The sequence below is a fragment of the Gluconacetobacter sp. genome (assembly GCF_047721585.1).
GTDB classification, from domain to species: Bacteria; Pseudomonadota; Alphaproteobacteria; order Acetobacterales; family Acetobacteraceae; genus Gluconacetobacter; species Gluconacetobacter dulcium.
The window spans coordinates 1-19,171 of the sequence record NZ_JBDNXE010000053.1; the positions used below are offsets into that span (position 1 = coordinate 1).

A 19,171-nucleotide genomic window follows, 5' to 3' on the forward strand; every position below is an offset into this window, starting at 1 on the left:
GCCAGGTCAAGAACCTCAGCCCCGGCGGTGAAGAGCGATCTACACCCCACCCTCAGAACCGTCAACAGCCGACTTTCACCCAAAGCCACAAAAAATTCGTCCACGCCCATCAAAATCCGTCGCAAGGCGCAGAAAACAGGGGTTTTTCCCGATTTAAAAAAATGGCGTCGTTGACTCAGAACTCCGGGACTTCCCGTCCCTGCGTCGTCCCAAGTCGTCTTGATACCCGACTCATGCCCGAGAAAAGCCGCATGTCAGAGCACCAGCCCCGCCGCCAGAGCCCTCAGCCCGCCGATGATCAATCATGGAAACGGGCACCTCGGCCGCCGCAAAGACCGCCCCAATGCCGCACGAAGCAACGACACCGGTTCTGAGGCCGCGCAACATCGCGTCACCAATCAATCCGAATCAGGACTATCACCGGAATCGCGAAATCGACTCCAACAGACCGCGGCAACACTTGCTGGAGCACTGCCTAGCGCGCGACATCGCCCGCTGGACCCAATGCCCACTGGCGGCAATCAACCCCACGCCTCATGCATGATCACGCAATTCGCCGCATCGCGATCATTGATCCGGACGAACATGCCCTAGCGCTGCTTGAAACCCTGCCGTCTCGCACGACAGCAATATCCCCGCGTGCCCCCAGGCCCCGGCGCAGGCAAGGCTTGCATGACCTGACACGCCGGAGCACAGGAAACGTATGCCGCTCCCAGCGGAGCGGCTTTGTAGACTGCCTCTCAGCCCACTGGGGCTGTGAGCGCCTTGCTCTCCACCTTGTCGCCGACAACGATGCCAAGCTTCTCGGTCACACCGCCCTGCAATTCCAGCGTCGCGCGTGCAGGGCCATGGCTGCTGATCCGCGCCAGACTCTGCGGCACGGCGTTCTCGGCAATCGCCGAAATCCGCCCATCCTCGCCAATAAAGACGATATCCAGCGACACCAGCGTATTTTCCATCCACATGTCGCTCTGCTGCGGATAGGGCCAGACGAACAGCATACCGCGATCGGCAGGCACCGACGTCCGGAACATCTCGCCGACCCGCTGCTGGCGCGGGGTCGTGGCCAGTTCGACGGAGAAGACGTGCTTCGTCCCGTTCGCGCCCGTGATCGTCAGGTTCTCACGCGGCAGTTCCGCCTGCGCCTTGGTCGGCGCATCATCCCCGACCTGGGCATGCGCGATCCCGATCAGTTGCCCTCCGCCCAGCGCCACAACCAGGCCGCACGCCGCGGCGCACATGCGCAAATCCCACATCATCCATTGCTCTCTTCTGTTTGTCGGCGACATCACCGCAGGAACGGGTTGCTGCGCCGTTCGGCACCGATCGTGGTCATATCGCCATGGCCGGGCAGAATCGTCACCGCGTCGCCCAACGGCAGCAGACGGTCCACGATGGCCTGAATGAGTTGCGGACCATTGCCATAAGGAAAATCGGTGCGTCCGACCGACCCGCGAAACAAGGTATCCCCCACAAAGGCAAAACCAGCCTTGGGGTCATGGAACACCACATGGCCAGGCGTATGGCCGGGAACATGCAGCACCGCGAGCGACCGCCCCAATACCGGCAGGCTTTCGCCATCGGTCACATAGCGATCCACCGTCACATTGCCCATGCCCGTCAGCCCGTACCGAGCCGCCTGCGCCGCGATATCGGACAGCAGGAACGCATCCCGCTCATCCGGCCCGATGATCGGCACTGTTCCGCCCTGAAGCCGAACCAGTTCATTGCGCAGCCCATCCGCTCCACCCGCATGGTCCAGATGCCCATGCGTCAGCAGGATGCAATCCACCGTCAGATCACGCGCCGCGAGGGCATGCAGCAGGACCGGAACATCCCCACCCGGATCGACCACCACCGCATGCCGCGTGGCAGGATCCCACAGGATCGAACAATTCTGCCCGAAGGCGGTGACCGGCACGACGGCCAGTTCCAGCCCGGCCAGATCAGGAGTGGAAGACAACGACATAATGGCGACTCCTAGCCTTACACGCCGCGCGCCGGGGCCCAGGGCCACGCTCCAACCCCTGCCCCGAACCAGACGCCGGAGGTTTCCGTTGTGTACGAGCCGACGACCGACGGAGCAAGGCCGCCCTGCGGCACGGCTGCTGGCCTGTCTATATTCACGCTGATAGAGTGATGCGCATGATGTCGCAGCCCCTCCTTCATGACCCGCTGGATCTGGCCATCGCCTGGGCCGAGAACGGACAGCCGGCGGCACTGGCCACCGTCATCGCCACATGGGGCAGTTCCCCCCGACCGTCCGGCAGCATGATGGCAGTCAACAGCGACGGACGCATCGAAGGATCGGTGAGCGGCGGCTGCGTCGAGGCATCCGTCTTCGATGCGGCCATGACCGCGATGCAGGATGGCCGCCCCAATCTGCTGTCTTATGGCGTAACATCGGAACAGGCATGGTCGGTCGGTCTGGCCTGCGGCGGTGAACTGGACGTGCTGGTGGAAGCGGTCGGCCCAGGCGGCACCCTGCCCATGCCCATATTGCGCGCGGCGGTCGATCTGCGACACCAGCGGAAACCCGCATTACTGGCAACACGCCTCTCCGACATGCGCCATGTGCTGGTCACCCGCACAACCCAGGGCGAGTTGACCGGCACCGTCGGCGGATCGATCGATCCACACCTGCTCCCGGCGCTGGAACAGTCATTCCGCGATGGCCGCAGCCGCCGCGTCACCGGCGCGGTCGACGAATCCTGGTTCCTGCATCTGTTGACGGCGCCCTACCGCCTGCTGATCGTCGGCGCGGTCCATATCGCACAGGTCCTGGCACCGCTGGCGACGACGATGGGCTTCGCGGTGACCGTCATCGACCCCCGCACCCAACTCGCCACCCCGGAACGCTTCCCCGGCATCACGCTGGTCACCGAGTGGCCGGACGAGGCCCTGGACTCTCTTGCCATCGACACCCACACCGCGATCGTCACCCTGACCCACGACGCCAAGCTCGATGACCCGACCCTGCGCACGGCCCTGAAGAGCCCCGCCTTCTATATAGGTGCGCTCGGGTCGCGCAAAACGCAGGCCTCACGCCTGGAGCGGCTGACGGAAGATGGGGTCGCCCCCGAGCGGACAGCCCGCATCCACGGCCCGGTCGGACTGGCGATCGGCGCGATCGGCGCCCCCGAGATCGCCCTGTCGATCCTGGCCGAGATCGTGGCCGTGCGTCGCGACGCAGCGCTGGCCCGCCACCCCGGCTGGACATGACCGCAGCCCCCGTCATCGCTCTGGTCCTGGCCGCCGGCCGATCGTCACGGTCCGCCCCGCACCACAAGCTGCTGACCGCCGATGCCACCGGCACGCCGATGATCGCCCGCACCCTCCACGCCCTATGCGCCAGCTCGATCGACCGCGTCGTGGTCGTGCTAGGCCACCGCGCGACAGATCTGCGGAACGCGATCACCGCCCACGCGCCCTACGCCCGCCCGCTGAGCACGATCATCGCGCCCGACCATGCGACAGGTCTGTCCGCCAGCCTGCGCGCGGGACTGCAAGCGATCGCGGAGCCCCCACCCGAAGCCGTGCTGATCTGCCTGGGCGACATGCCGACCCTCCGCCCCGACCTGATCAACCGGCTGATCGCCCGCCACCGGCACGACAACCCGCCCGTGACGATCCCCAGTCACGACGGACGGCAAGGTCACCCCGTCCTGTGGGACCGGACGATGATCCCGCGACTGATGACCCTGGAGGGTGACCGGGGCGCCGGCGCGCTGATCCGCGCACTCGGCGCACAGACAGCCATCGTGCCGGCCGACGAGACGATCCATGAGGATTTCGACACCCCCGCCCGGCTCGAACGGTTCGCCGCGTCGCGACCACCGCAGGGCGGTTGACTGGCCCCGACCCGGTGTCGGAGAAGGGCATGCGCGGCCCCGGTGGCCGCCAACATGAAGGACTGGCCCCAATGAGCAAGATCATCCGCACGGAACCGAACGCGATCCTGTCCAAGGTCGTGGAATATCACGGCTTCCTGTTCACCCAGGGTTTCGTCGCGCGCGACCTGAAGGGCGACGTCTCCGCCCAGACCCGCGATATTCTTGAGCAGATCGACGAAGCGCTGGAACTGCACGGCACCGACAAGACCCGCCTGCTCCAGGCCCAGATCTGGCTGAAGGACATCGCCGACCGCGACGCCCTGAACGTCCTGTGGTCCGCCTGGCTGCCGAAGGATGGCGCTCCGGCCCGCGCCTGCGTCCAGGCCACGATGGCCAGCCCGGAGGTCCTGGTCGAGATCATGCTGATCTGCACCAAGTAAGCCTTTCGATTCACCCGGAAACGGGGCCCGCCGGCCATACCGGATGTCACTTTTATGCAACGGGTCCCGATTCCGATTCTCCTTCCGGGGCTCCGGCCCCTCCGTTCCCCACATCCCCACACTTTCCATTTTTCATTGAATAACCGTGGTCTGCATTTTTTGATGAGGAATATATTCCTATTTTCTGAATCCAAACATCCCGTTTTCTGAAAATGTCATCGAAGCCGCATGAGAAATGCGGCGCCGTCTTGTCAGGGTTGCAGTGTCATTGCTACCCCTGTTGGGCAACGACAGTGTGTGTGAGGTCTTGTAGGATGCGGGCAGGTGGTTTGGGACGTGCGTTCCTCTTTTCTGTAGCAGCGGCGTCCCTGGGCCTCGTCTTCTCCGCCAACGCAGATGCGAACACGCGCCGGTCGGTTCATCATGCCGCGCATGCCGCTCACGCGGTACATGCCGTGCAGCACGGGCACCATGTGGCGTTCCGTCGCGGCAGGCATCACGAAGCCGGCCATGTCATCCAGTGCGTGGCCTTCGCCAAGTCGGCATCCGATGTCGTACTGCGCGGAAACGCGGCCAACTGGTGGTACAACGCTGCCGGCGTCTATGCCCGCGGCGCGGCCCCGGAATCCGGCAGCATCCTGAATTTCCGCGCCAACCGACGCATGCCGCTGGGCCATGTCGCGGTCGTCCGCCAGGTTGTCGACAGCCGCACCATCGTGATCGACCAGTCGCACTGGGCGCAGCGCGGCATCAGCCGCAACGTGTCGGTGATCGACGTTTCGCCCAACAATGACTGGACGGCGGTTCGCGTCGCCCTGGCCCATAACGGGGCCTACGGCAGCATCTATCCCACCTACGGCTTCATCTATTCCCGCCCGGACAGCAGCGGCCGCATCATGACTGCCAGCAGCGAGCGTTCGGTGCCGCAGACCATCAACAGCGTCCCGAGCGACCTGCGTCATCCGATGCGGACGACCGAAGTGGCTGAAGCTCCCGAGAGCCTGCCTCGCGTGACCTACGGCCACGCCTTCCGCGAAGACGCCCCGAACCGCTCCATTCGCTAAACTGCGCGGCAACAAAAAGCCTTCTTCAAACACTCCCTGAGCCAACGCACACACCAGAATCCTGCCTGGAAATGTGCGCTGGTGAGCGAGAGCGCCGCATAGCGGCGCGCCCGTCGCGTGTTTCCGAGCATCGAAGCGGAGCGGCCTCAATGACCGTGAGCACCGAAGCGCAGGAAACGCGCGCCGGATCGCCACCAGCGCACATTTCCAGGCAGGATTTTCAGGGGCGTCCGGCGCGATGGTAGGGATGTCCCGAGGCGATCGCCCGCGCCCGATAAAGCTGTTCGGCCAATAGACCGCGCACCAGCATGTGCGGCCACGTCATAGGCCCAAGCGAAAGCGTATCATCGGCCCGCGCCAGCACCGGCCCGTCCAGCCCTTCCGCCCCCCCGATCAGGAAGCAGACCGGCCGCGACAGGCCCAGCCAGCGCTCGACATGCCGGGCGAAATCCAGGCTGGCATGCGCCCGCCCGCCCTCGTCCATCGCAATGACGAATGCCCGATCAGGCAGGGCGGACAACAGGGCCTGCCCTTCGCGCCGCTTGATTTCCGCGGCAGCGCCCCTGCCCTCCGCAACCTCGACCATCTCCAGCTTCGGCGTCAGCCGTTCGGCATAACGCTGGAACAGGTCGCGATCCACACGGTCCTTCATGCGCCCGACAGCGATCAGCCGCATCATCGGATCGCGTCCTACTCGGCGTCCGGCGCTCCGCCGGGCGGCACGTCGAGATCGGCCCCCCACATGCGCTCCAGGCCGTACTGGGCCCGCGCCTCGGTCTTGAACAGATGCACGACGATGTCGCCGGCATCGATCAGCACCCAGTCGGAACCGTTCGCCCCCTCGATCAGCACCCGCTTCAGTCCCGCCTCACCCAGCTTGCGCTCCAGATGCGCCGCCATGGCGGAAATCTGCCGATCGGCAATACCGGTGGCGATCACCATCCGGTCGGCGAACGACGCACGCCCCGTCAGGTCCAGCACCACGATCTCCTCGCCCTTGTCGTCGGCCAGACTCTCGGTGATGACCGAGAGATATTTTTCCAGCTTGCTGATTTCCGCCGGTTCGCGGTTCACCGCCTTGCCGGGGCCGGCAACGGCCGCCTTCTTGCGCGGCGTACCCGGCGCCCGCGCGGCACCCGGCACTGCGGCCAGTCCGGCCGTTGTCTTTCTGCCGGTCGTGCCGGCTGTCTTCTTGGGTGCCGTGCGACGAGTGGTACCCGTATCGGCCGGAGGCTTCCTGGCGATGACTCTTACTCCTGATGTTTTCCGTGCGGGATCACCTTGAGGCGCCAACGCACGCTCCAACGCGGTGGCACGCAATTCCGTTGCTGATATACCGATCTGCGGGGCAGGAAGAAAGGCCCAGGCGCACGGCGCGCACTCGGCCAGGACTGACGCCTCCCGCGCCGGCCGCCGCCAACGGCCAAGCGCCAGCGCCGCCTGCCCCCGAAGCGCCGCCGGATTGTAAGGCGGCCGGGGCAGCACCGCGAACGGCACCATCGAGACCATGCGCCGCCACCGCCGCCAGCGCGGCAGGTCCGCCAGCCCGTCCGCCCCCATCAGCCAGACAAATTCCACATTGGGAAAACGCAGCCGCAGCAACGCCAGCGTATCGACCGTATAGCGCGTGCCAAGATGCCGCTCGATATCGGTCGCGATGATGCGCCGCCCATCGACCTTCGCCGCCACCCCGGCCAGCCGCTCCGCGAGCGGCGCCATCCCTCTGGCGGGTTTCAGCGGATTCCCTGGCGAGACCATCAGCCAGACCTGATCCAGCCGCAACAACCGCAACGCCCGCTGCGCCAGTTGCAGATGCCCGACATGAACCGGATTGAACGATCCCCCGAGAAGACCGACCCGAATCCGCCGCCCGTCTCCCCAAACCGGAAGCGATGTCACAATCAGGGACGCTGCTGGCCCGTTCCCACCACTTCGTAGCGGAAGGTCGTCAACTGCTCCAACCCGACCGGACCACGCGCATGGAAGCGCCCGGTCGCAATGCCGATTTCCGCGCCAAAGCCAAACTCCCCGCCGTCACAGAACTGGGTCGAGGCGTTCCACATCACCACCGCACTGTCGGTGCCGTTCAGAAAGCGCGCCGCGACCTCGGCATCCTCGGTCACGATCGCCTCGGTATGCGCGCTGCCAAACCGCGCGATATGCGCCAGCGCATCCTCCACGCCATCGACCACCGCGATCGACAGGATCGCATCCAGCCACTCAGTGGCGAAATCGGCCTCGCTGGCCGCCGGCAAGTCCGGCAGAATCGCCCGCGCCCGCGCATCCGCCCGAAAGCCGCACCCCTTCGCCGCCAGATCGGCAACAATCCCCGGCAACAGCGCCGGCGCCACCGAGGCATCGATCAGCAGCGTCTCGGTCGCCCCGCAGATCCCCGTGCGGCGCATCTTGGCATTGACCACCACCCCCCGCGCCATCGCCGGATCGGCGGCTTCATGGACATAGGTGTGACACAGCCCTTCGGCATGCGCGAGCACAGGCACCCGCGCCTCGCGCTGCACGCGCTCGACCAGCGATTTGCCACCACGGGGAATGATCAGATCAATCAGCCCCGCCGCCCCCAGCATATCCGCCACATGGCGCCGATCGGCATCCGGCGCGATCTGCACCGCCGCCTCCGGCAGGCCGGCAGCCCGCAAGCCCGCCGCCATCGCCCCATGAATCGCCCGCGCACTATGCAGGCTTTCCGACCCGCCGCGCAGGATCACCGCGTTGCCCGACTTGATGCACAAGCCCGCCGCATCGGCCCCCACATTGGGGCGACTTTCATAAATCATGCCGATCACGCCAACCGGCGTCGCCACCCGGCTAATCCGCAACCCGTTGGGCCGGGTCCACTCCGCCAGCACCCGCCCGACCGGATCGGGCAGCTTCGCCACATCCGCCAGCCCCCCCGCCATCGCCTCGACCCGCGCCGGGGTCAGGGTCAGCCGATCGCGAAACGCCGCACTCGCGGTCGAGGCTTCAAGATCAAGCGCATTCGCCGCCAGGATCTCGTCCTGCCGCTCACGCAACGCGGCGGCGGCATGGCGCAGGGCCGCATTCCGGGTTTCGGTAGAACTCCGCGCCAGAATCCGGGCCGCCTCACGCGCCCGCGCACCCAGCGTCGGCATGGCCGGGACCCACTCTTCCATGACGGATGTCACTGCGTTCATGACCGGCCTCCCTGCCTCGATAACGGATCATTTTCGAACCGTCCGCCCGGCGAGGGCAAGGGGAGAAAAGGCCGGGCGATCATTTCCCGTTCTTTTTTGAAAAAAAGAACCAAAAAACTTTGATCCGTTCAGGAGCCTTGTGCTGGGGACACGCGACGCCCCTGAACAGATCAAAAGTCTTTTTGCTTCTTTTTCTTCAGAAAAAGAAGATCTCCTTACACGTTGAAGCGGAACAGCAACACATCACCATCCTGCACCACATAATCCCGCCCTTCGATCCGCAGCTTGCCGGCTTCCTTGGCACCAGCCTCGCCCTGGTAACGGATGTAATCCTCATAGGCGACCGTCTCGCAGGCGATGAACCCCCGCTCGAAATCGTTATGGATCACGGCCGCCGCCTGCGGCGCGCGCGTGCCGGCCGTAATCGTCCAGGCGCGGGTCTCTTTCGGGCCAACCGTGAAATAGGTCCGCAGCCCCAGCAGCCCGTAGCCGGCGGCAATCACCCGATCCAGGCCGCTATCGGCCAGACCGAGCCCCTCAAGAAATTCCTTGCGATCCTCCGCCCCCAACTGGCTGACTTCCGCCTCGATCGCCGCCGAAACGACAACGACGGCCGCACCTTCAGCCTCCGCCCGCGCCTGCACCTTCTTCGAGAAGTCATTGCCGGTGGCGGCCGACGCTTCCTCGACATTGCAGACATACAGCACGGGCTTGCTGGTCATCAGTTGCAGGCGACGCACCGCCTCTTCCTGCCCGGCGGGAATCGCCGTACGCGCCGGCTGCCCCTCGCGCAGGGCCGCGATCAGCGGCTCCATCAGCGCGACCTGGGCAGCGGCCTCGCGGTCATTGCCCTTCGCCTTCTTCTGAAGGGCGACGATCCGCTTCTCCAGCGAGTCCAGATCGGCCAGCATCAGTTCGGTCTCGATGATCTCGGCATCACGGATCGGATCGACCCCGCCTTCGACATGCGTGATGTCGTCATCCTCGAAACAGCGCAGAACGTGGATGATCGCATCGACCTCACGGATATTGGCCAGGAACTGGTTGCCCAGCCCCTCCCCGCGCGAGGCCCCGCGCACCAGACCGGCGATATCGACGAATTCCAGACTGGTCGGCAGGATCTTCTGCGACTTGCCGATCTCCGCCAGCTTTTCCAGCCGAGGGTCAGGCACCGCCACCCGGCCCACATTGGGCTCGATGGTGCAGAACGGATAATTCGCCGCCTGGGCCGAAGCCGTCTCGGTCAGGGCGTTGAACAGGGTCGACTTGCCGACATTCGGCAGGCCCACGATACCGCAATTGAACCCCATCAGCCCTTCTCCCCGGCCAGCATCGCCATTTTGGTCATGAACAGTTCGGGCTTCCCGTCCGCAAGGACCGGCGCCGTGTCGGACAGGCCATCGAGCATCGGCTCCAGCCAGTCCTGATCGCTTTTCGAAAAATCACCCAGAACGTGGCCCGTCACACGCTCGCGCACACCAGGGTGCCCGATGCCGAGACGTACACGCCAATAGTCCTGGCTCCCCAGCATCCTGTCCATCGAGCGCAGGCCGTTATGCCCCGCCGCGCCGCCTCCGCGCTTCACCCGCACCCGACCGGGCGCCAGATCCAGCTCGTCATGAAAGGCGGTGATGGAGTCGACTGGTATCTTGTAGAAGGCCGCCGCCTGCTGAACGCTCTCGCCCGAAAGGTTCATGTAGGTCATGGGCTTGAGCAGCAGCACCTTGTGCGCGCCCACCCGCCCTTCGGCCACCTCGCCGCGAAAGCGTTTCCGCCATGGCGTAAAGCCATGGCGGAGCGCGATGCGGTCGACGGCCATGAAACCGACATTGTGCCGATGCCGGCTCATTCCCGGCTCAGGATTACCGAGCCCGGTCCAGAGCAGCATTGCCTTTTCCCTGTCGTCTGGCCGTCAGGTCCGTTCTTACTTCTTCGCCGGCCCCTTCGCCGGAGCCTTCGCCGCCGGAGCCGCAGCGACTTCCGCCGGAGCCGTGTCGTCGACGGTCGGCGCCGCAACGGTGGCGATCACGAAGTTCGGGATCTGCAGAACGGGGGTTACGTTCTCCGTGCCCGCCAGATCATCCCAACGCACGTTGTCATGGATGTCGAGCTGCGACAGGTCCACGGTGAAGGCATCGGGGATGTTCGCCGGATCGACGCTGACATCCACGCTGTGGCGGACGATGTTCAGCACGCCACCGCGCTTGATGCCGGGCGACTTCTCTTCACCGGTGAAGACGATGCGCACTTCGACATGCACGCGCTCGCCGGCGGCCAGACGCTGGAAGTCGACATGCACCGGCTGGTCGGTCACCGGGTGCAACTGCACGTCGCGCATCAGGGCGGTGGTCGACGCGCCATCGACGGTGATGTCGTACACGCGCGAACGCCAGCCGCCCTTGTGCATCTCACGCAGCACCAGACGGGGGTCGAGGCCGATCAGCGTCGGTTCCTGCTTCGCACCATAGATAACGGCCGGCACCTGACCGGCACGCCTCGTCGCGCGCGCTGCCCCCTTACCAGCCTTCGCGCGCGAAGAAGCCTCAAGTTTCGTAAATTGGGTCACGTTCTGCTCCTGAAAACCTGTTCACGCGGGCCTCCAGGGGTGCCCGCGCGTGGGGGCGTGTAACGGAAAAGCCCGACCGAAGCAAATATTTCGGCGCCAGACGGCCGCGCGATCAGCCCATCTCGTCCAGGCTCCACGCCGCATCGGCCGCAGCCGGCGGCCGAACCCACAGCGGCGTGGCATTGGGCAGGCGCACATTGGCTGGCAGCCCCATCGCCGATCGCAGGGCACGGAACATCGCGCCATGGCAGACGATCAGCACCGTCCCCTCGCCATCCAGCGCGCGATTGACCGCCGCCACGGCCCTGGCCCGCAATTCAGCGAACGGCTCGGCCCCGTTCGGCGTGTAGTCGCCGGCGATCCAGCTATCGTACCAATGGCCCATCGGCTGACCTTCCTGGTCGCCGAAACAGACCTCCTGCAACCCGTCATCCACCGCGACCGGCAACGGGTGCCCACCCGGCGCGGCCATCGCCTGCGCCACGATCTGCGCCGTGCGCAGGGCGCGGACCAAAGGCGACGCCACGATCCGCGCGATCGGCGCATAATCGGCCTCATCGCGGGCCAGCAGCGCGCCGGCCGCCTCCGCCTGGGCGATGCCCCGCGCATTCAGGGGAATGTCCGACCGCCCCTGCGACCGCCCCTCGGCGTTCCAGTCCGTCTCGCCATGACGCAGATACCAGTAAGGCCGGGCGATCAGCGTGGTCATATCCGGAAGCTCCTGTCGGTTCATCCACCCCCGATAGGTCGTCCCCCTCTCCCCGGTCAATCCGGGGGAGGCACCCTCAGCCGCTCAATCGAACAGCGAGGAGACCGAGCTTTCGTCCGATATCGCCCGCATGGCGCGCGACAGCAGGTCGGCGGTGCTGATCTGGCGGATATTCTCCGCCTTCGCCACGGCCTCGGTCGCGGCGATGCTGTCGGTCAGCGTCAGCATGCGAATCGGCGACTGTGCGACGCGCGACACAGCACTGCCGGTCAGCACACCATGGGTCACATAGGCTTCAACCGCCACCGCACCCTGGTTCATCAGGGCCACGGCGGCGTTGCACAACGAACCGCCGCTATCGACGATATCGTCGACCAGAATGCAGTAGCGGCCGCGCACATCGCCGATCACGTTCATCACTTCGGACACGCCCGCCCGCTCGCGCCGCTTGTCGATGATGGCCAGATCGACATTCAGCCGCTGCGCCAGTTGCCGCGCCCGCACCACGCCACCGACATCGGGCGAAACGATCATCAGGTTCTCGAAACCACCGGGGATATCCAGAGCAGGCGCCGCGTACGGTAGCGAACCGGGCTCGATCCGCCCCTTGATATCGCGCGTAAACAGCGGCGCAGCGTAAAGATTGTCCACCGGAATATCGAAGAATCCCTGGATCTGCATCGCATGCAGATCCATCGTCAGGACGCGATTTACCCCGGCCTCGACCAGCAGGTTGGCCACCAGCTTGGCGCTGATCGGCGTACGCGAGCCGGATTTACGATCCTGCCGCGCATAGCCGAAATAGGGTATCACCGCCGTGGCCCGACGGGCCGATGCGCGACGCAGCGCATCGAGCATGATCAGCAGTTCCATCAGGTTGTCATTGGTCGGCGAGCAGGTGCTCTGGATGACGAACACATCCTCGCCGCGCACGTTCTCATGGATCTCGACGAAGACTTCCATGTCCGCGAAACGCCGGACCGAAGCGTTGCACAGCGGCATCCGCAATTCCGCCGCCACCTTCTCGGCCAGGGGCAAATTGCTGTTACAGGCGACGATCTTCATCTGGCAACGCTCCCGGAAGGCGCACTCATGGCTGGCGCGCGGGTTCTAGCAACCGCGCCCCGTCCTGTCATCCGTCTCGCGTATCGATCACGCATGCCGGCCATGCCGCAGGCGCGGGATCAGCCCGACCGTTGCCCCTTCGCCACAGAAGGCGCCCCCGCCTGCGTCCCGGCAGGCGGCGGCAACGGCGCATTGTCCCGCCCCGAATAGCGCGAGATCACCTGCCGCACCCCACCCGCCGCCTCCTGCGCGGCGGCCAGCGCGACCTCGCCCCAATGGCCGTCCAGCGAATGGGCGTCGATATCGTGAAGCTGCGTGGCCGCCCCCGATTCCTTGCCCTGCGCATCCACCACCCGCCAGACCAGTTGCAGATGCTGCTGCGGATGGCCGGAACCGCCGGGAATGACCTCGCTGACCGTCACCACGCACGAGACGGTAAAATCGGCATCGCGCGGATTGTCCTGCACCGCATCCTCGGCATCCCGCAGCGCGCCCACGAACGCCTGGGCCAGCGCCACATTCCCGTCCCCCGGCGCCCCTTTCACCCCGGAGAAATAGACCCGCGCCGCACGATGCTTCAGGCTGTGCGGGTCCAGCGCCATCTGGTCGGCCTGAATCCCCGTCAGCGCCCCCGCGATCGCCAGCGCAAGCTGGCGCGCCGACCCGCGCAGCGCCTCCACGTCGCCGGCAGCCCAGGCGGCAGCGGGCACCCCCACCCCCTCACCCGCGTTCCGCACCACGCCGGCCGGCGTCATGATGCTGTAGGTCGGCACCACCATCCCGCCCCGCGTCTCCGCGCCCAGCCGCAACCACCAGTCGCCGGGACGCACGGGCTGGGCCATCGCCGGCACGGTCTGTTCCAGCAGGGCGGCGGCCATGTCGCGGCTCCACTCGCGCGCCGCCGCATCGGTCAGCAACGCCGCCGCCGGCAGCGGAATCGCCAGCCGCGCGGGCGGTGCATTCCGGGCCAGCGACCGCCCGACCTGCCCCGGATCGCGAAACGGATGCGGCACGTCCAGACACCCGGACAGGAGCAGCAGACCGGCCGCACCGGCCAGCCCGGCGAGACGACGGAGGGGAAACACGCAAATCATGCCAGACCTGTAGCACCAGCCGGCGCGATGACCGAAATCTGGTGCCCGATCGGCCCGCCCCCCGCCAGCGTCCGGCGCCGATGGCTGAAGAACCGTGCCGCGTCGGCCAGCGTATCGACCCCCAGGGCCACCGCCTCGCCGACCCCCGCTCCCCGCAGGCGCGCCACGCAATACCCCGCCAGATCGAACTGGAAATGCTCCACCCGCCGACCGGCATGAAAGAACGCGTCCGCCGCCGGATCGGCCGCCAGCGCCTGCGCGCGCATGTCGCCCCCCACCTCGTAACTATCCAGCCCGATGCAGGGGCCGACCACCGCCCGCACCTGCGCGGCCGCCGTCCCCAGCGCCGCCATGGAAGCCAGCGTGGCTTCCAGCACGCCGCCCACGGCCCCGCGCCAGCCGGCATGCGCCGCCCCCACCACCCGACCGTCCGCCGAGGCAAACAGTACCGGCCCGCAATCGGCGGTAATCACGCCCAGCGCCAGCCCCGGTCGATCGGTCACCATCGCATCGGCCGCCGCCCCCTGCCCGACGGGCCAGGGCGCCGTCACTGTCACCACCCCATCGCCATGCACCTGCGTCACGCCCAGCAGATTCGCCGGCGCCACGCCGATGGCCCGCGCCACCCGCCGCCGGTTTTCCGCCAGCGCCGCCGGATCGTCACCCGAACGGGTCGAGCAGTTCAGGCTGGCATAAGGCCCCTGCGACACCCCGCCCTGCCGGGTAAAGAATCCATGCGGCACGCCATCCAGCAGCCCATGGCGCAGGATCGCAGCCGGCGGAATCGTCCCGGCCTCCCGCACGATATCCTCATGGCTCATGGCGTCCTCCCTCCTCACCGTGCGTCCCCGCCGGCGGGCGCGACGGCAAAACCCGGCGGCACCGGCAATCCCGGCGATGTCACCGCCAGCGCCCTGAACAGCCGCCCCATCCGGTCCGGCGCCGCCAGCCGCTGGGCGGCATCCTGAATAGCGTGGGCTTCGACCGGCGACCGGTTGCGCGCCAGTTGTCCGGCCCGCGCGAAAAGACCCAGTTCCGCCAGCAGCGCCCCCTGCGTCACGCTGCCATGACACGCCGCCCCCGTTGCCGCACGCGCGAAAGCCGCAAAATCAACATGCGCCGTCAGGTCGGCCAGTCCCGGATCGGCCAGCGGCCAGGCCGGCTGGCCATCGCGCAGCGCCTGCAATGTGTCGCCCCACAACGCGCCGTCATACCCATAATCAATGAACAAAGCCGTACCGACCGACCGGGCGAACCGAGCCGCCACCAGCCGCGCCACACCCAGCGCGTCGGGGCAGCACTCCAGGATCTCGCCCTCGGGCACCGGCCGGTCGAACGGCCCTTCCGGCAGGTCCACCGCCGGCAGCGTCACGAACCCCACTCCATCCACGAACCGCTCGTCCCAGCCCGCCTCGGTCCGCACGAACTGCCGGATCGGCAAGGCATCGAGAAATTCATTGGCCAGCAGGATCATCGGCCCGTCGGGCAGCGCCGCGATCGTCTCATGCCACGCCACCGGATGCGCCGTCCGTCCCGCCAGCGCCGCACGCTGCACGTCGCGCAGACGGGGCGAGGTCTCGACCAGATGCACGCGCGCCGCGCCATGGCAATCGGGCGCCACCCGCGCCAGCAACCGCGTCATGTCGGCCATCAGCGTCCCGCGCCCCGGCCCGGCCTCGGCGAGGATGAACGGATCGGGCCGTCCCATCCCCTGCCAGGTCACGGCCACCCACGCCCCGAGAATCTCGCCGAACATCTGCGAAATCTCGGGCGCGGTGATGAAGTCCGCAAACGGGTCCCGCCCGGCATAATAGGCCGCATTGGCCCGCGCCATGAACCGGTCCAGCCGTTCCGGCGCGGCACCGCTCACGAATGCTCGCCTTTCACGGCCTCGGCCGGCATCAGGACCGGGCAGGGCGGCTTCAGCATCGCCTGCGCCATCAGCCCGGCACCGGCAATCGCCATCGGAATGCACAGAAGCTGCCCCATCGTGGTCCCGAACGGCAGGAACCCGATAAAAGCGTCCGGCTCGCGGAAAAACTCGCAGAAGCTGCGCGCCAGCGCATAGCCGAACAGGAACAGCCCGGCCAGAAAGCCCGGCCGCTCGCGAATCCGCTCGTGGCGCGCCACCAGCCACATGACGGTGAACAGCACCGCGCCTTCCAGCAACGCCTCATAGAGTTCGGAAGGATGACGCGGCTCCGGCCCCGCCTGCGGAAAGATCATCGCCCACGGCAGATCGGCCGGCGCGGCCCGCCCCCACAATTCCCCGTTGATGAAGTTCGCGATCCGGCCCAATCCCAGCCCCATCGGCACCACGATGGTCACCCGGTCGGAAAAGGCCAGGAAACTCAGCCCGTTGTGCCGGGCGAACAGCGCCAGCGCCGCCACCACCCCCAGCGCCCCGCCATGGAACGACATCCCGCCATGCCACACCTGCAACGCGGCCAGCGGATGCGCCAGATAGACCTGCGGCTGATAGAACAGGATGTAGCCCAGCCGCCCACCGAGCACGACGCCCAGCGTGGCCCAGGTCAGGAAATCATCCACCTGCTCGGGCGTACCGGCGCGCGGCGTCAGCGTGACCAGATGGCGCACCAGCCGCCATCCCACCAGCAGCGCGGTGATATAGGCCATGGCGTACCAGCGGATGGCCAGCGGCCCCACATGCACCATGACCGGATCGAATTGCGGAAAGATCAGTACAGGCAACATGCGGCGTCCTTCGACGTCGAGGGGGGCAGGAACCGGGCGAGCGTCACAGATAGGCGTCGGCGGTGGCGAGGTAATCATGCACGTAGCGGCGGACCCCGTCCTCCAGCGACGTAAACGGCCGAATATATCCCGCCGCGCGCAGCCGCGTCATGTCGGCACAGGTATAGGATTGATAATGGCCGCGCAGCGCCTCGGGCATGTCCACGAATGCGACCTGCCGGGCCACGCCGGCCGCGTCGCACACCGCATGGGCCAGGTCCAGATAGGTCCGCGCCACCCCGGTACCGCAATTGAACAGCCCGCCGACATGCGGATTGTCCAGCAGCCACAGCATGACGTTGACCACATCCCCCACCCAGATGAAGTCGCGTGCCTGCGCCCCGTCCGCCAGGCCGGGCACGTTAGAGCGGAACAGCGTGGCCGGCCCGCCGCGCATCAGCTCGTCGTATTTCACCTTCACGACCGAGACCATGCCACCCTTATGGTATTCGTTCGGCCCATAGACATTGAAGAATTTCAGCCCGGCCCACTGCGCCGGCGCGGGCTCGTTTCCGGCCGTCCACGCCTGCACGTGGCGGTCGAACACATGTTTCGACCAGCCATACAGGTTCAGCGGCCGCAACGCCTCCAGCCCCGCCGGATCGTCGGAAAACTGCTCCGGCCGGTCGGCCGCGCCATAGGTGGCGGCCGAGGACGCATAGATGAACCGCACCCCTTCCCGCGCGCACCACTGCCACAGCCGCGTCGACAGATCGACATTGGTACGCCAGACCAGATCGCCGTCGCGGGCGGTGGTCTCGCTGATCGCCCCCATATGCAGCACGGCGGACACGTCGGGCCGGCTGTCCAGAAAGGCGTCCAGCGCCTCGGGGGCCACCAGCCGATCGGGCGCATGGCGCGCCACATTGCGCCATTTGTCGTCCGTTCCCAGCCAGTCGACGATCACCGTCTCCTCGCCCCGCGCCCGAAGCGCCGCCTGTAGACATGAGCCGATGAAACCGGCTCCACCGGTGATGATGATCATGCCGTCTCTATAAAACAGATCGCGCCACGTTCGAAGAGGCTGTCCGGACTACGCTTCGGATCGCCGCCAGCGCGGATTGCAGACAGCCTCTCCGACACTCCGATGGACAGTCTCAATCCGCCCCGGCCCCCGCGCCGCAAGCCCGCCTTTCGCATTGCCGGATGGCCTTGCGGCACCGGACTGTCTATATGCTGCGCATGCGATCCCTCGGTCCGCGCTCCCTCCGGCGGGTGCGGGCACAGACCCGGCAGTGAACATAGGAGGACCCGCCATGTCCGACAGGCCACGCTTTTTTGATGATCTCGCCGGTGTCGCCGGCGGCGCGCTCTCGGCCCTGGCAGGCGTGCGCGAGGAGGTCGGCGCCATCGTCCGCGTGCGGGTCGACGAAGCCCTGTCGTCGCTGAACCTCGTCCGGCGCGAGGAATTCGAGGTCGTACGCGAACTCGCCGCCCGCGCCCGCGCCGCGCAGGAAGAGTCCGACGCCCGGCTGGCCGCGCTGGAAGCACGAATCGCCACGCTGGAAGCCGTCATCGCCCCCAACGAGCCGTTTCCGGCCCCCGAGCCGCCGGGCGGGTCGTTCAGCAATTACGCCTGAACGCGCATTTTTTCGTCTCGATCGCCCGCACGCATACGCCCGCGCTTGCCAGCATGGCCAGACCGCCCATAGGGTTGGGGTGTGACCACATTCCCACCCGTGGCGGGAATGACACATGGTCCGGTTTGCAGACGTTCGGGGTCCGACGCACGACGCCGGCCCCCTCCCTCCACGGCCTAGGGGAGTCCCACATGCCTGCCCTCTCCATCTCCACTTCCAAGCACGACGCCAACCCGCTCGATCTGATGGAACAGATCGTCGGCGGATACGAATGGGCGTTCGAACGCCGCAACGATTCGGAAATGGCCGCCGAGGCCCCAGGGAAATGGTGCGACTACGGTCTGTATTTCTCCTGGTCGCGCGAAGTCAGCGCGATGCACTTCACCTGCACGTTCGATCTCAAGGTGCCTCACCAGCAGCGCCGCGCGCTGTTCGAACTGGTGGCCCTGGCCAACGAGCGGTTGTGGATCGGCCATTTCGGCATGGATCTGGAAAGCGGCATGCCGCTGTTTCGTCACGCCGTCCTGCTGCGCGGCGCCCCCGGCGCATCGATGGAAAGCCTGGAAGACATGATCGACATCGCCATCACGGAATGCGAGCGCTTCTATCCCGCCTTCCAGTTCGTCCTGTGGGGCGGCAAAACCCCCACCGAGGCGCTGGAAGCCGCCATGCTCGACTGCGCAGGCGAAGCATGACCGACGAAAAGACTCCGCCCGCCCCGCTCCCCCCGCTGCTGCTGGTCGGATGCGGGCAGATGGGCGGGGCGATGCTGGCCGGCTGGCAGGCGGACGGGCTGGCCCCGTCCGTCATCCTCGACCGGCACCGCGACGACATTCCCGCCCCGCACACGGTCGTCCGGCGGCCCGCGCCGCAGCCCGCCGCGGGTCGACCCC

General features: G+C 66.8%; 21 protein-coding genes and 2 pseudogenes. 7 read left to right on the plus strand and 16 right to left on the minus strand.

Annotated elements, in window-relative coordinates; all coding sequences use genetic code 11:
* Nucleotides 1–740 precede the first annotated feature (740 nt).
* Nucleotides 741–1,256: a DUF192 domain-containing protein gene (locus ABF821_RS11210; RefSeq protein WP_182974035.1), complete on the minus strand. Its 516-nt coding sequence runs from the start codon at nt 1,254–1,256 to the stop codon at nt 741–743.
* A 32-nt stretch (nt 1,257–1,288) separates the two neighbouring features.
* Entirely contained in the window at nt 1,289–1,969 is a 681-nt protein-coding gene (locus ABF821_RS11215) for an MBL fold metallo-hydrolase (protein ID WP_415530046.1), read from the minus strand.
* Between the two features lie 179 nt (nt 1,970–2,148).
* On the opposite strand from ABF821_RS11215, the gene ABF821_RS11220 reads away from it, so the two are divergent.
* From ABF821_RS11220 to ABF821_RS11235, 4 genes are all read left to right on the plus strand, one after another.
* Complete coding sequence (locus ABF821_RS11220; RefSeq protein ID WP_415530050.1) at nt 2,149–3,222, plus strand: XdhC family protein; 1,074 nt, start codon at nt 2,149–2,151, stop codon at nt 3,220–3,222.
* Nucleotides 3,219–3,851: a nucleotidyltransferase family protein gene (locus ABF821_RS11225; protein WP_415530047.1), complete on the plus strand. Its 633-nt coding sequence runs from the start codon at nt 3,219–3,221 to the stop codon at nt 3,849–3,851. Before ABF821_RS11220 ends, ABF821_RS11225 begins: the two co-directional genes overlap by 4 nt.
* A gap of 71 nt (nt 3,852–3,922) precedes the next feature.
* Nucleotides 3,923–4,273, plus strand: a complete 351-nt coding sequence (locus ABF821_RS11230; RefSeq protein ID WP_182973940.1) for a RidA family protein — start codon at nt 3,923–3,925, stop codon at nt 4,271–4,273.
* A 314-nt stretch (nt 4,274–4,587) separates the two neighbouring features.
* Nucleotides 4,588–5,337, plus strand: a complete 750-nt coding sequence (locus tag ABF821_RS11235; RefSeq protein WP_183009702.1) for a CHAP domain-containing protein — start codon at nt 4,588–4,590, stop codon at nt 5,335–5,337.
* Nucleotides 5,338–5,557: 220 nt separating this feature from the next.
* Here ABF821_RS11235 and ABF821_RS11240 read toward each other — a convergent pair whose 3' ends face one another.
* The 14 genes and pseudogenes from ABF821_RS11240 to rfaD form a co-directional block, all read right to left on the minus strand.
* The gene (locus ABF821_RS11240) at nt 5,558–6,013 is read right to left on the minus strand and encodes a 23S rRNA (pseudouridine(1915)-N(3))-methyltransferase RlmH (RefSeq protein WP_174788004.1); all 456 of its coding nucleotides are present in this window, start codon (nt 6,011–6,013) and stop codon (nt 5,558–5,560) included.
* Between the two features lie 14 nt (nt 6,014–6,027).
* Nucleotides 6,028–6,489, minus strand: a complete 462-nt coding sequence (gene rsfS / locus ABF821_RS11245) for a ribosome silencing factor (RefSeq protein WP_220793937.1) — start codon at nt 6,487–6,489, stop codon at nt 6,028–6,030.
* Between the two features lie 156 nt (nt 6,490–6,645).
* Nucleotides 6,646–7,200, minus strand: a pseudogene (locus tag ABF821_RS11250) (nicotinate-nucleotide adenylyltransferase); the annotation flags it as partial.
* A gap of 38 nt (nt 7,201–7,238) precedes the next feature.
* On the minus strand, nt 7,239–8,489 hold the full coding sequence (locus ABF821_RS11255; protein ID WP_415530051.1) for a glutamate-5-semialdehyde dehydrogenase: 1,251 nt from the start codon (nt 8,487–8,489) through the stop codon (nt 7,239–7,241).
* Between the two features lie 236 nt (nt 8,490–8,725).
* Nucleotides 8,726–9,820: a redox-regulated ATPase YchF gene (gene ychF / locus ABF821_RS11260; RefSeq protein ID WP_183009700.1), complete on the minus strand. Its 1,095-nt coding sequence runs from the start codon at nt 9,818–9,820 to the stop codon at nt 8,726–8,728.
* The gene (pth, locus tag ABF821_RS11265; RefSeq protein WP_182973944.1) at nt 9,820–10,398 is read right to left on the minus strand and encodes an aminoacyl-tRNA hydrolase; all 579 of its coding nucleotides are present in this window, start codon (nt 10,396–10,398) and stop codon (nt 9,820–9,822) included. The genes ychF and pth overlap by 1 nt, the downstream gene beginning before the upstream one ends.
* A gap of 36 nt (nt 10,399–10,434) precedes the next feature.
* Nucleotides 10,435–11,076, minus strand: a complete 642-nt coding sequence (locus ABF821_RS11270; protein WP_182973945.1) for a 50S ribosomal protein L25/general stress protein Ctc — start codon at nt 11,074–11,076, stop codon at nt 10,435–10,437.
* A gap of 112 nt (nt 11,077–11,188) precedes the next feature.
* Complete coding sequence (locus ABF821_RS11275) at nt 11,189–11,785, minus strand: histidine phosphatase family protein (RefSeq protein WP_183009699.1); 597 nt, start codon at nt 11,783–11,785, stop codon at nt 11,189–11,191.
* An 84-nt stretch (nt 11,786–11,869) separates the two neighbouring features.
* On the minus strand, nt 11,870–12,850 hold the full coding sequence (locus ABF821_RS11280; protein WP_182973947.1) for a ribose-phosphate pyrophosphokinase: 981 nt from the start codon (nt 12,848–12,850) through the stop codon (nt 11,870–11,872).
* A 119-nt stretch (nt 12,851–12,969) separates the two neighbouring features.
* The gene (locus ABF821_RS11285) at nt 12,970–13,944 is read right to left on the minus strand and encodes a hypothetical protein (protein ID WP_182973948.1); all 975 of its coding nucleotides are present in this window, start codon (nt 13,942–13,944) and stop codon (nt 12,970–12,972) included.
* Nucleotides 13,941–14,765 (minus strand): peptidoglycan editing factor PgeF, encoded by an 825-nt coding sequence (gene pgeF / locus ABF821_RS11290; protein WP_183009698.1) that lies wholly within the window; start codon nt 14,763–14,765, stop codon nt 13,941–13,943. The genes ABF821_RS11285 and pgeF overlap by 4 nt, the downstream gene beginning before the upstream one ends.
* 14 nt (nt 14,766–14,779) lie before the next feature.
* Nucleotides 14,780–15,814, minus strand: coding sequence for a class I SAM-dependent methyltransferase (locus ABF821_RS11295; RefSeq protein ID WP_310888967.1), 1,035 nt, complete (start codon nt 15,812–15,814; stop codon nt 14,780–14,782).
* Nucleotides 15,811–16,659 (minus strand): prolipoprotein diacylglyceryl transferase, encoded by an 849-nt coding sequence (lgt, locus tag ABF821_RS11300; RefSeq protein ID WP_183009697.1) that lies wholly within the window; start codon nt 16,657–16,659, stop codon nt 15,811–15,813. Before lgt ends, ABF821_RS11295 begins: the two co-directional genes overlap by 4 nt.
* A gap of 43 nt (nt 16,660–16,702) precedes the next feature.
* Entirely contained in the window at nt 16,703–17,683 is a 981-nt protein-coding gene (gene rfaD, locus ABF821_RS11305) for an ADP-glyceromanno-heptose 6-epimerase (RefSeq protein ID WP_183009696.1), read from the minus strand.
* A gap of 271 nt (nt 17,684–17,954) precedes the next feature.
* On the opposite strand from rfaD, the gene ABF821_RS11310 reads away from it, so the two are divergent.
* From ABF821_RS11310 to ABF821_RS11320, 3 genes and pseudogenes are all read left to right on the plus strand, one after another.
* Complete coding sequence (locus tag ABF821_RS11310) at nt 17,955–18,278, plus strand: accessory factor UbiK family protein (protein ID WP_183009695.1); 324 nt, start codon at nt 17,955–17,957, stop codon at nt 18,276–18,278.
* 191 nt (nt 18,279–18,469) lie between these two features.
* The gene (locus tag ABF821_RS11315; RefSeq protein ID WP_114729564.1) at nt 18,470–18,973 is read left to right on the plus strand and encodes a YbjN domain-containing protein; all 504 of its coding nucleotides are present in this window, start codon (nt 18,470–18,472) and stop codon (nt 18,971–18,973) included.
* Nucleotides 18,970–19,171: pseudogene (locus tag ABF821_RS11320) on the plus strand (hypothetical protein); the annotation flags it as partial. The gene ABF821_RS11315 and the pseudogene ABF821_RS11320, both read left to right, overlap by 4 nt.

Excerpts from the sequence above, each read along its gene's own strand:
- ABF821_RS11210 (WP_182974035.1), bottom strand. The coding sequence starts at position 1,256 with ATGTGGGATTTGCGCATGTGCGCCGCGGCGTGCGGCCTGGTTGTGGCG.
- ABF821_RS11215 (WP_415530046.1), bottom strand. The coding sequence starts at position 1,969 with ATGTCGTTGTCTTCCACTCCTGATCTGGCCGGGCTGGAACTGGCCGTC.
- ABF821_RS11220 (WP_415530050.1), top strand. The coding sequence starts at position 2,149 with ATGTCGCAGCCCCTCCTTCATGACCCGCTGGATCTGGCCATCGCCTGG.
- ABF821_RS11225 (WP_415530047.1), top strand. The coding sequence starts at position 3,219 with ATGACCGCAGCCCCCGTCATCGCTCTGGTCCTGGCCGCCGGCCGATCG.
- ABF821_RS11230 (WP_182973940.1), top strand. The coding sequence starts at position 3,923 with ATGAGCAAGATCATCCGCACGGAACCGAACGCGATCCTGTCCAAGGTC.
- ABF821_RS11235 (WP_183009702.1), top strand. The coding sequence starts at position 4,588 with ATGCGGGCAGGTGGTTTGGGACGTGCGTTCCTCTTTTCTGTAGCAGCG.
- ABF821_RS11240 (WP_174788004.1), bottom strand. The coding sequence starts at position 6,013 with ATGCGGCTGATCGCTGTCGGGCGCATGAAGGACCGTGTGGATCGCGAC.
- ABF821_RS11255 (WP_415530051.1), bottom strand. The coding sequence starts at position 8,489 with ATGGAAGAGTGGGTCCCGGCCATGCCGACGCTGGGTGCGCGGGCGCGT.
- ychF (WP_183009700.1), bottom strand. The coding sequence starts at position 9,820 with ATGGGGTTCAATTGCGGTATCGTGGGCCTGCCGAATGTCGGCAAGTCG.
- pth (WP_182973944.1), bottom strand. The coding sequence starts at position 10,398 with ATGCTGCTCTGGACCGGGCTCGGTAATCCTGAGCCGGGAATGAGCCGG.
- ABF821_RS11275 (WP_183009699.1), bottom strand. The coding sequence starts at position 11,785 with ATGACCACGCTGATCGCCCGGCCTTACTGGTATCTGCGTCATGGCGAG.
- ABF821_RS11280 (WP_182973947.1), bottom strand. The coding sequence starts at position 12,850 with ATGAAGATCGTCGCCTGTAACAGCAATTTGCCCCTGGCCGAGAAGGTG.
- ABF821_RS11285 (WP_182973948.1), bottom strand. The coding sequence starts at position 13,944 with ATGATTTGCGTGTTTCCCCTCCGTCGTCTCGCCGGGCTGGCCGGTGCG.
- pgeF (WP_183009698.1), bottom strand. The coding sequence starts at position 14,765 with ATGAGCCATGAGGATATCGTGCGGGAGGCCGGGACGATTCCGCCGGCT.
- lgt (WP_183009697.1), bottom strand. The coding sequence starts at position 16,659 with ATGTTGCCTGTACTGATCTTTCCGCAATTCGATCCGGTCATGGTGCAT.
- rfaD (WP_183009696.1), bottom strand. The coding sequence starts at position 17,683 with ATGATCATCATCACCGGTGGAGCCGGTTTCATCGGCTCATGTCTACAG.
- ABF821_RS11310 (WP_183009695.1), top strand. The coding sequence starts at position 17,955 with ATGTCCGACAGGCCACGCTTTTTTGATGATCTCGCCGGTGTCGCCGGC.
- ABF821_RS11315 (WP_114729564.1), top strand. The coding sequence starts at position 18,470 with ATGCCTGCCCTCTCCATCTCCACTTCCAAGCACGACGCCAACCCGCTC.